Origin of the sequence: Micromonospora sp. NPDC007220, assembly GCF_040634035.1 — a bacterium.
Lineage (GTDB): Bacteria > Actinomycetota > Actinomycetes > Mycobacteriales > Micromonosporaceae > Micromonospora > Micromonospora reichwaldensis.
The window spans coordinates 187,848-195,227 of the sequence record NZ_JBEYEU010000008.1 but is presented as its reverse complement, the minus strand read 5'-3'; the positions used below and the strand labels follow the sequence as shown (position 1 = coordinate 195,227).

Below are 7,380 nucleotides of genomic sequence, written 5' to 3'. Positions count from 1 at the left end.
CGGGCTGTGGCCCCGGCCCCGGCTGTGGCCCCGGCCCCGGCTGTGGCCCCGGCCCCGGCTGTGGCCCCGGCCCCGGCTGTGGCCCCGGCCCCGGCTGTGGCCCCGGCCCCGGCTGTGGCCCCGGCCCCGGCTGCGGCCCCGGCCCCGGCCACCATGGTCGTCGGGACGGCGGCGCGGGAGGCCGTCGGGATCGCCGCGCCACCGACCGTCGAGATCGCGCCGCTGACGCCCGGCCAGCGGCGGCTGTGGCTGGTCGAGCAGGCGTACCCGGGCACCCCGGCCTACACGGAGGGCGCGGCCGTGCGGCTGTGCGGCGCGCTCGACACGGCGGCGCTGCGCGGGGCGTTGCAGGACGTCGTGGACCGGCACGCGCCACTGCGGACGACCTACCGCGAGGTCGACGGGCAACCCTGCCAGGTGGTCCGGCCGACGGCGACGGTCGACCTGCCGGTGCGGGAGCATGCCGGTGCCGACGAGGACGCCGTGGTGCGGGCCGCGATGGCCCGGGAGAGCGCGCGGGTGTTCGACCTCGTCGAGGGGCCGGTCTTCGCGTTCGAGCTGCTGCGCTTCTCCCCGACACACCACGTGCTGGTGATGTCGTTCCACCACCTGGCCACCGACGGCGGCTCGTACGCGGTCCTGACCCGCGAGGTCGGCGCGTGCTACCGGGCTCGGTCGACCGGTACGACGGCCGCGCTGCCCCCGCTGCCGGTCACCTACCCGGAGCTGGCCAGGGCGCGTGCCCGGTCGGCCCGGGACGGCGTGGACAAGAGCCTGGCGTACTGGCTCGACCTGCTCGATCCGCTGCCGCCCACCCTCGTGCTGCCCTCGGACCGGCAGCGACCGGCCACCGTCTCGGCCGCCGGTGAGAGTCTCCTCGTGGAGATCCCGGTGGAGTTGACCGAACGGGTCCGGCAGCTCAGCCGCGTCGAACGGGTCACCCCGTTCACCACGCTGCTCAGCGCGATCGGCGTGGCGCTGTTCCGGTTCAGCGGCCAACCGGACCTGGTGATCGGCACCGGCATGAGCGGCCGCGACGAGGATTCCGAGGACCTGATCGGGTTCTTCGTCGACACCATGCCGCTGCGGCTGGACCTCGCCGGTGACCCCACCTTCCGGGAGCTGCTCGCCCGGGTCCAGTACCGCTCGGCGGACGGGTACGAACACGCAGGTGTGCCCTTCGACGACCTCGTCAGCGCGCTCGCCCCGAACCGGGAGGCCGGCCGCCACCCGCTCTTCGACGTGGTCGTGGAGTACGAGCGCGGCGCCCCGGCGTTCCTGTTCGACCTGCCGGGGGTCACCGCCGAACCGATCCCGGTGGGCCTGGACAAGGCCCCGGTCGACCTGGTCGTCTACCTGTCCCACGGCGACACCGTGCGCTGCCACGTCGAGTACCGGACCGACGTGCTCGACCGGGCGACGGTGCGTCGCCTGCTGGACTACGTCGAGCGGCTGCTCGACCGGGCGACCCGGGAGCCCGACGAGCCGCTGTCGGGCCTGGCGGCGTACCTGGACGACTCCGCCGACCGCCTGCACGGGCCGCGGACACCCGTCGGCGACGCCCGGCTGCACGAGTTGTTCCTGCGGCAGGCGGCCCGCACCCCGGACGCTGTGGCGGTCGTGTGCGGGACGACCCGGTGGACGTACCGCGAACTGCGCGAGCGGGCCGACCTGCTCGCCCGCCGGATCGCCGCCGCTGGCGTCGGGCCCGACGACCTCGTCGCGGTGCTGCTGCCGCGCCGACCGGAGCTGATCGCCGCCCAGCTCGCCGTGCTGATCGCCGGCGCGGGCTTCCTTCCCCTCGACCCGGGGCTGCCCGCCGCCCGGGTGGCCACCCTGTTCGCCGACAGTGGCGCCCGGCTGCTGGTCACCACGAGGGACGTGGACGCGCCGACGGACGCGGTCTGCCTGCGGGTCGAGGATCCCGGCGACCCGGACCTGCCGGCCCCGGGCCGGGTGCCGACGGCGGAGCAGGTGGCCTGGTGCGTCCACACGTCCGGCTCGACCGGCCGGCCGAAGGGCGTCCTGGTGCCGCACCGGGCCGCCGTGGACGCCATCGACTGGCACGTGCGGGCCCTGGCCCTCACCGGAGCCGACACCGTCGGCCACGCGCTCGGGCTCGGCTTCGACGCGAACCTCGCCGAGATCCATCCGGCGCTCGCCGCCGGCGCCACCGTGCATCTCGTACCGGAGGAGGCGCGGAGCGACCCCGCGGCCCTCGTCGAGGAGTGGTCCCGCGGCGGCGTCACGGTGGCCTTCCTGCCGGCGCCGCTCGCCGAGCTGGTCTTCGCCCTTCCGATGCCCGCGCACGCCCCGCGCACGCTCGTCGTGGGCGGCAGCCAGCTCCGGCGCCGACCGCCCGCCGGCTTCCCGGCCGAGGTGATCAACGCCTACGGTCCGACCGAGTGCAGCATCGTCGCCACGGCGGGTCCGGTGCGGGCGGACGTCCCGGGGCCGGTCGACATCGGCGCCCCCGTCGACAACCATCGGCTGTACCTGCTGGACGAGCGCGGTGTGCCGGTGCCACGGGGGGCGGTGGGGGAGCTGTACGTCGGCGGGACCGGCGTGGCCCGGGGCTACCTCGACCGACCCGCGGCGACCGCCGCCGCCTTCCTGCCCGATCCTGGCCTGCCCGGGGCACGGGTCTACCGGACCGGGGACCTGGTCCGGGAACGGGGCGACGGGACCCTCGAGTTCGTCGGCCGCGTGGACGACCAGGTCAAGATCGCCGGACAGCGGACGGAGCCCGGCGAGGCCGCTGCGGAGCTGGCCATGCTGCCCGGGGTACGCCAGGCCACCGTCATCGCGCGGCACGACCGGGGCGACGAGCCGTACCTCGCCGCGTACGTCGTGGCGGACGACGACGGGGAACCGGCGGCGACCCGCGCGGAGCGACTCGCCGCGGTGCTCGCCGAGCGCCTGCCCGCACACCTCGTGCCCCGGGCCTGGGTGCTGCTGGACACCCTGCCCACCACGGACAACGGCAAGGTGGACCGGTCGCGGCTGCCGGCGCCCGCCGTGACGGGCGCCGCCGACCGGCCCCGCACCGCCATGGAGCAGCTCGTCCACGACTCCTGGTGCGCCGAGCTCGGGGTGGCCCGGCTGCCGGTGGACGTCCCCTTCTTCGCCGCGGGCGGCCACTCCCTGGCGGCCGTACGGTTGGCGAACCGGCTGACGGACCTGCTGGGCCTGACGGTCGGCACGCACCGGGTGCTGCGCAGCCCGGGCATCCGGGCGATGGCGCGGGACCTGGCGACCGCGGACGGCGGGTCCGAGGTCGTGGACCGGGCGCCGGCGACCTACCCGCAGGAACTGATGTGGCATCGCCAGCGGCAGGCCCCCGACCCGCCGGCCGTGCACATGGCGGTACGGGTGACCCTCGCCGGTCGGCTCGACGTGCCGGCCCTGCAACGGGCGGTCGACGGCCTGGCCGCCCGGCACGAGGCGCTGCGCACCCGCCTGGTGGAACGCGCCGGTGAGCTGGTCCAGGAGGTGCTCCCGGCCCGGCCGGGGACGCTGCCGGTGTGCGACCTCGCCGCCGACGAGGTCGAGCAGTGGTGCGTGCGGACCGGCCGCGAGCCCTTCCCGGAGGACACGGGACCATGGCTGCGGGCCCGGCTGGCGCGGCTGGACGACGACGCGTGGGTGCTGATGCTGGTCGTGCACCATCTCTGTGGTGACGGCTGGTCGATGCTCCAACTGCTCGACGAGCTGGGAAGGGGCTACGCCGCGGAGACCGGCCAGGGTGCGGCCCCCGCCGCGCCCACGGCACGCTACGTCGACCACGCGCGCCGGCAACGGGCGACCGCAGTCCCGCCGGACGTCCTGCGGTACTGGCGGGACCAGCTCGCCGGAGCACCCCGCGCGGTGTCGTTCCCAGCCGACCGCCCACGGCCGGCGCGGCCGTCCGGCCGGGGCAGCGAGTTCGCCTTCGACGTCCCGGCCGAGCTGACCGACCGCCTGACCGGCCTCGCCGAGCGCTGCGGCACGACCCTGTTCCCGGTCCTGGCCAGCGGGTACGCGCTGCTCGTACGCGAACTCACCGGCACGCGTGACGTGGTCCTCGCCTGCCCGTACGCCCACCGCGACCACCGCGAGGACGAGTCGGTCGTGGGCCTGTTCACCAGCCCGCTGCTGATGCGGCCCCCGCTGGCGCGCGCGGCGTCCTTCGCGGAGCTGACGGCGGGCACCGACCGGGTGTTCCTCGACGCGCTCCGGCACCAGCCGGCGCCCCTGGCCGAGGTGTACGCGGCCCTCGACCCGCACTGGCGGGTCGGCATGCCGCCACCGGTCGCCACGACGCTGTTCGGCTGGAATCCGGGGATGCCGGAGGTGCGGCTGCCGGGGCTCGTGGCGCACGTCACCGACCAGGGGCTCGGCTGCGCCCGCCGGGACTACGCCACGGTCTTCACCCCGCACGAGGGCGGCCTGCGGGGCGTCGTGGAGTACTCCACGGACCTGTTCGACCGGTCCACGGTGGTGGCCTGGTGCGACCGCTTCGTCGCCATTCTCGTCGCGGCCGCCGACGAGGAGCCGGGGCAGGTCGCGGGGCGGACTATGGTCGGATCATGACCTCGGGCACCGGCAACTCCGACGACTGGACCACGCCCGGAACGTTCGAGGTCGCCCCCGGCGTCCACCGCGTGCCGCTGCCGCTGCCGAACGACGGCCTGCGCGCGGTGAACGTGTACGTCCTGCGCGACGACGACGGTCTCGTGCTCGTCGACTCCGGGTGGGCGATCGCCGAGGCGCGCTCCGCGCTCGACGCGGCACTCAAGGAGCTGGACTGCTCGCTGGGGGACGTGCGCCGGTTCCTCGTCACGCACGTGCACCGGGACCACTACACGCAGGCCGTGCACCTGCGCCGCGAGTACGGCATGCGGGTGAGCCTCGGCGCCGGCGAACGCGACAGTTTGGCGGCGTCCATGACGCCGCACCGGAATCCGCTCGCCGAGCAGCTCGGCCGCCTGCGACTGCTGGGCGCCGGCGAGCTGGCCGACACCCTGGCGGGGCTGACCGGGACGCGGCTGAGCACCGAGGACTGGGAACTGCCGGACGACTGGTTCCACGACGGTCAGCAGATCAGGCACGGCGAGCGCACCCTGCACGTCGTCGAGACGCCGGGCCACACGCGCGGGCACGTCGTCTTCCACGACACCGGCTCGCACCTGTTGTTCGCCGGTGACCACGTGCTGCCCACCATCACGCCCTCGATCGGCTTCGAGGCCGCACTCTCGGCGAACCCGCTCGGCGACTTCCTGGCATCGCTCGCGCTGGTGCGCCGGCGACCGGACGCGCGGCTGCTCCCGGCGCACGGGCCGGTGACCCCCAGCGTGCACGCGCGGGTCGACGAACTCGTCGCGCACCACGGCGCGCGGCTCGACGAGACGGAGGCCGCCGTGGCCCGGGGGGCGAGTTCGGCGTACGAGGTCGCCGCGCGGCTGCGCTGGACCCGGCGGGAGCACAGGCTGGCCGACCTCGACGTGTTCAACGCGATGCTCGCCGTCACCGAGACCGCGGCGCACCTGGAACTCCTGGTCGCCCAGGGCCGCCTGACCCGGTCCGACGTCGACGGGCTGCGCCGCTACGCCACTGCCTGACCCGCCTGACCCGCCGGGCCCCGCTCGCGCCGGACGCGTCGCGTGCGGCCGGGTCAGCGCGGGGCACGGGGGTGCCCCTACGATGCGGCGTATGGCGCTGTTGTACCGGGCGGAGATGCGCCCCACGAAGTTCGCACTCCTGGCGGCGTGGCTGCCCGGCCGACCCTGGTTCCAGGGGCCGGCCGGCGTCGACGTCGAGCGCGTGGCGGCCTACCGGTTCGACGACCCGGCCGGCGCCGTCGGCGTCGAGACGCTGCTCGTCAGGGCCGGCGACGGGCCGATCCACCAGGTTCCGCTGACCTACCGCGGCGCGCCCCTCGACGGCGGCGACGACTGGCTCGTCGGCACCACCGAGCACTCCGTGCTCGGCCGCCGCTGGGTGTACGACGCGTGCGCCGATCCCGTCTACGCCGCGACGCTGGCGGCGGCCGTCCTCGCCGACGCAGGGCAGGCGCAGGAGTACTTCGAGGCCGACGGCCAGCGGGAGTACCGCGAGCTGTCGATGACCATCGCCGGCAGCGGCACCCGGGGCGCCGAGGTCCCGCCCGTCGGCGCCGTGCGCCGCGTGGTCGAGGACGACCTCACCGTCATCGTCACCGACTCCGTGGAGTTGGCCGTCGTGCGCCGCCCCGACGGCGGCACCGCGTCGGAGGGCGCCGTGCTGACCGGCACGTGGAGCGGCCAGGCGAGCCCTCTGCCGCTGGCGTACGCCCGCCGGCGCTGACGGCCCGTACCGCCGGCTCGGGGCAGCGCGCCGACCCCCTTCGGCCCACCGGCGGGCGAAGGGGACTTGTATTCCTACTGATCCAGTAGGAAAACGGGGTCATGCCGCGCGTACCGCTGCTCACCTCCCGCCGGGTTGTCGACCTGATGCGGGTCGCCTCGCAGCTCTGTCCCGGTCCGCGCCCGGTGGCCTGACCGCCGATCGCGTCGCGCCCGACGGCCGCACCGGTCGGTTCCCGGCTTCGTCGCCGCCGACGTGATCGCCACCTGCCCCCCTCGACGCGGCCAGCGCGGCCACCGTCGCGGTCGTCGACGACCCGCGGGGGCGGTTCCTGGTCCCGGCGCTTCCCGACTCCAGGATGCCGCCGTGGACCGAGGTCCGCGTGCCGTCGCTGCGGGCGGCCGGGGCGGGCGGCCGGGGCTGGCGTCGCCGCTCTGTCACGATTCTCTGCCTGACTCCCCTCCGGAAGGTCCCGATGGTCATCGCGCGGTACGACACCGACCCCCTCGTCCGACAGTGGCGGGACGGCCCGGAGGGCGGGTGGACGGTCGACGCCGACGCCCGCGCGCTGCGCACGGTGCTGCGCCACCAGGCCAGCACCGTCACCGTGGTCACCGCGCCCGGCGCGCCGCCGGTCGGCTTCACCGCCACGTCGTTCACCTCGGTGTCGCTGGCGCCGCCGGTCGTGTCGTTCTGCGTGAACCTCGGATCGTCCAGCTGGCCGACCCTGGCCGGCGCCCGCCACGTGGCGGTGCACCTGCTCGCCGAAGACCAGCGGGAACTGGCCCGTACCTTCGCCACCAGCGGCATCGACCGGTTCGCCACCCCCACCCGGTGGCGTACCGGACCGGAGGGGGCGCCGATCCTCGGGGGCGTCCTGGCCTGGCTGCTCTGCCGGGTGGTCGACCGGGTGCCCGTCGGCGACCACGCCGTCGTGCTGGCCGAGCCGGAACTGATCCGGCACGCCGACGGCGGCTCGCCGCTGCTGCACCACCAGGGCCGCTACACCGGGGTCGACGGGGCGGGCCGAGAGGCCGCGTGACCCGGCTTCCCGCC

The 7,380-nt window shown here is 75.8% G+C and carries 4 protein-coding genes; all 4 read left to right on the top strand.

Going from position 1 to position 7,380, the window contains the following annotated elements; translation table 11 throughout:
* The first annotated feature begins 153 nt into the window (after positions 1-153).
* Positions 154-4,572 carry an amino acid adenylation domain-containing protein gene (locus ABZ573_RS17860; protein ID WP_358119118.1) on the top strand — a complete coding sequence of 1,473 codons (4,419 nt, stop codon included), beginning with the start codon at positions 154-156 and terminating at the stop codon, positions 4,570-4,572.
* Entirely contained in the window at positions 4,569-5,600 is a 1,032-nt protein-coding gene (locus tag ABZ573_RS17855; RefSeq protein WP_358119116.1) for an MBL fold metallo-hydrolase, read from the top strand. Before ABZ573_RS17860 ends, ABZ573_RS17855 begins: the two co-directional genes overlap by 4 nt.
* A gap of 91 nt (positions 5,601-5,691) precedes the next feature.
* On the top strand, positions 5,692-6,324 hold the full coding sequence (locus ABZ573_RS17850; protein WP_358119114.1) for a hypothetical protein: 633 nt from the start codon (positions 5,692-5,694) through the stop codon (positions 6,322-6,324).
* Positions 6,325-6,799: 475 nt separating this feature from the next.
* Positions 6,800-7,366 carry a flavin reductase family protein gene (locus ABZ573_RS17845; RefSeq protein WP_151455935.1) on the top strand — a complete coding sequence of 189 codons (567 nt, stop codon included), beginning with the start codon at positions 6,800-6,802 and terminating at the stop codon, positions 7,364-7,366.
* Positions 7,367-7,380 lie beyond the last annotated feature (14 nt).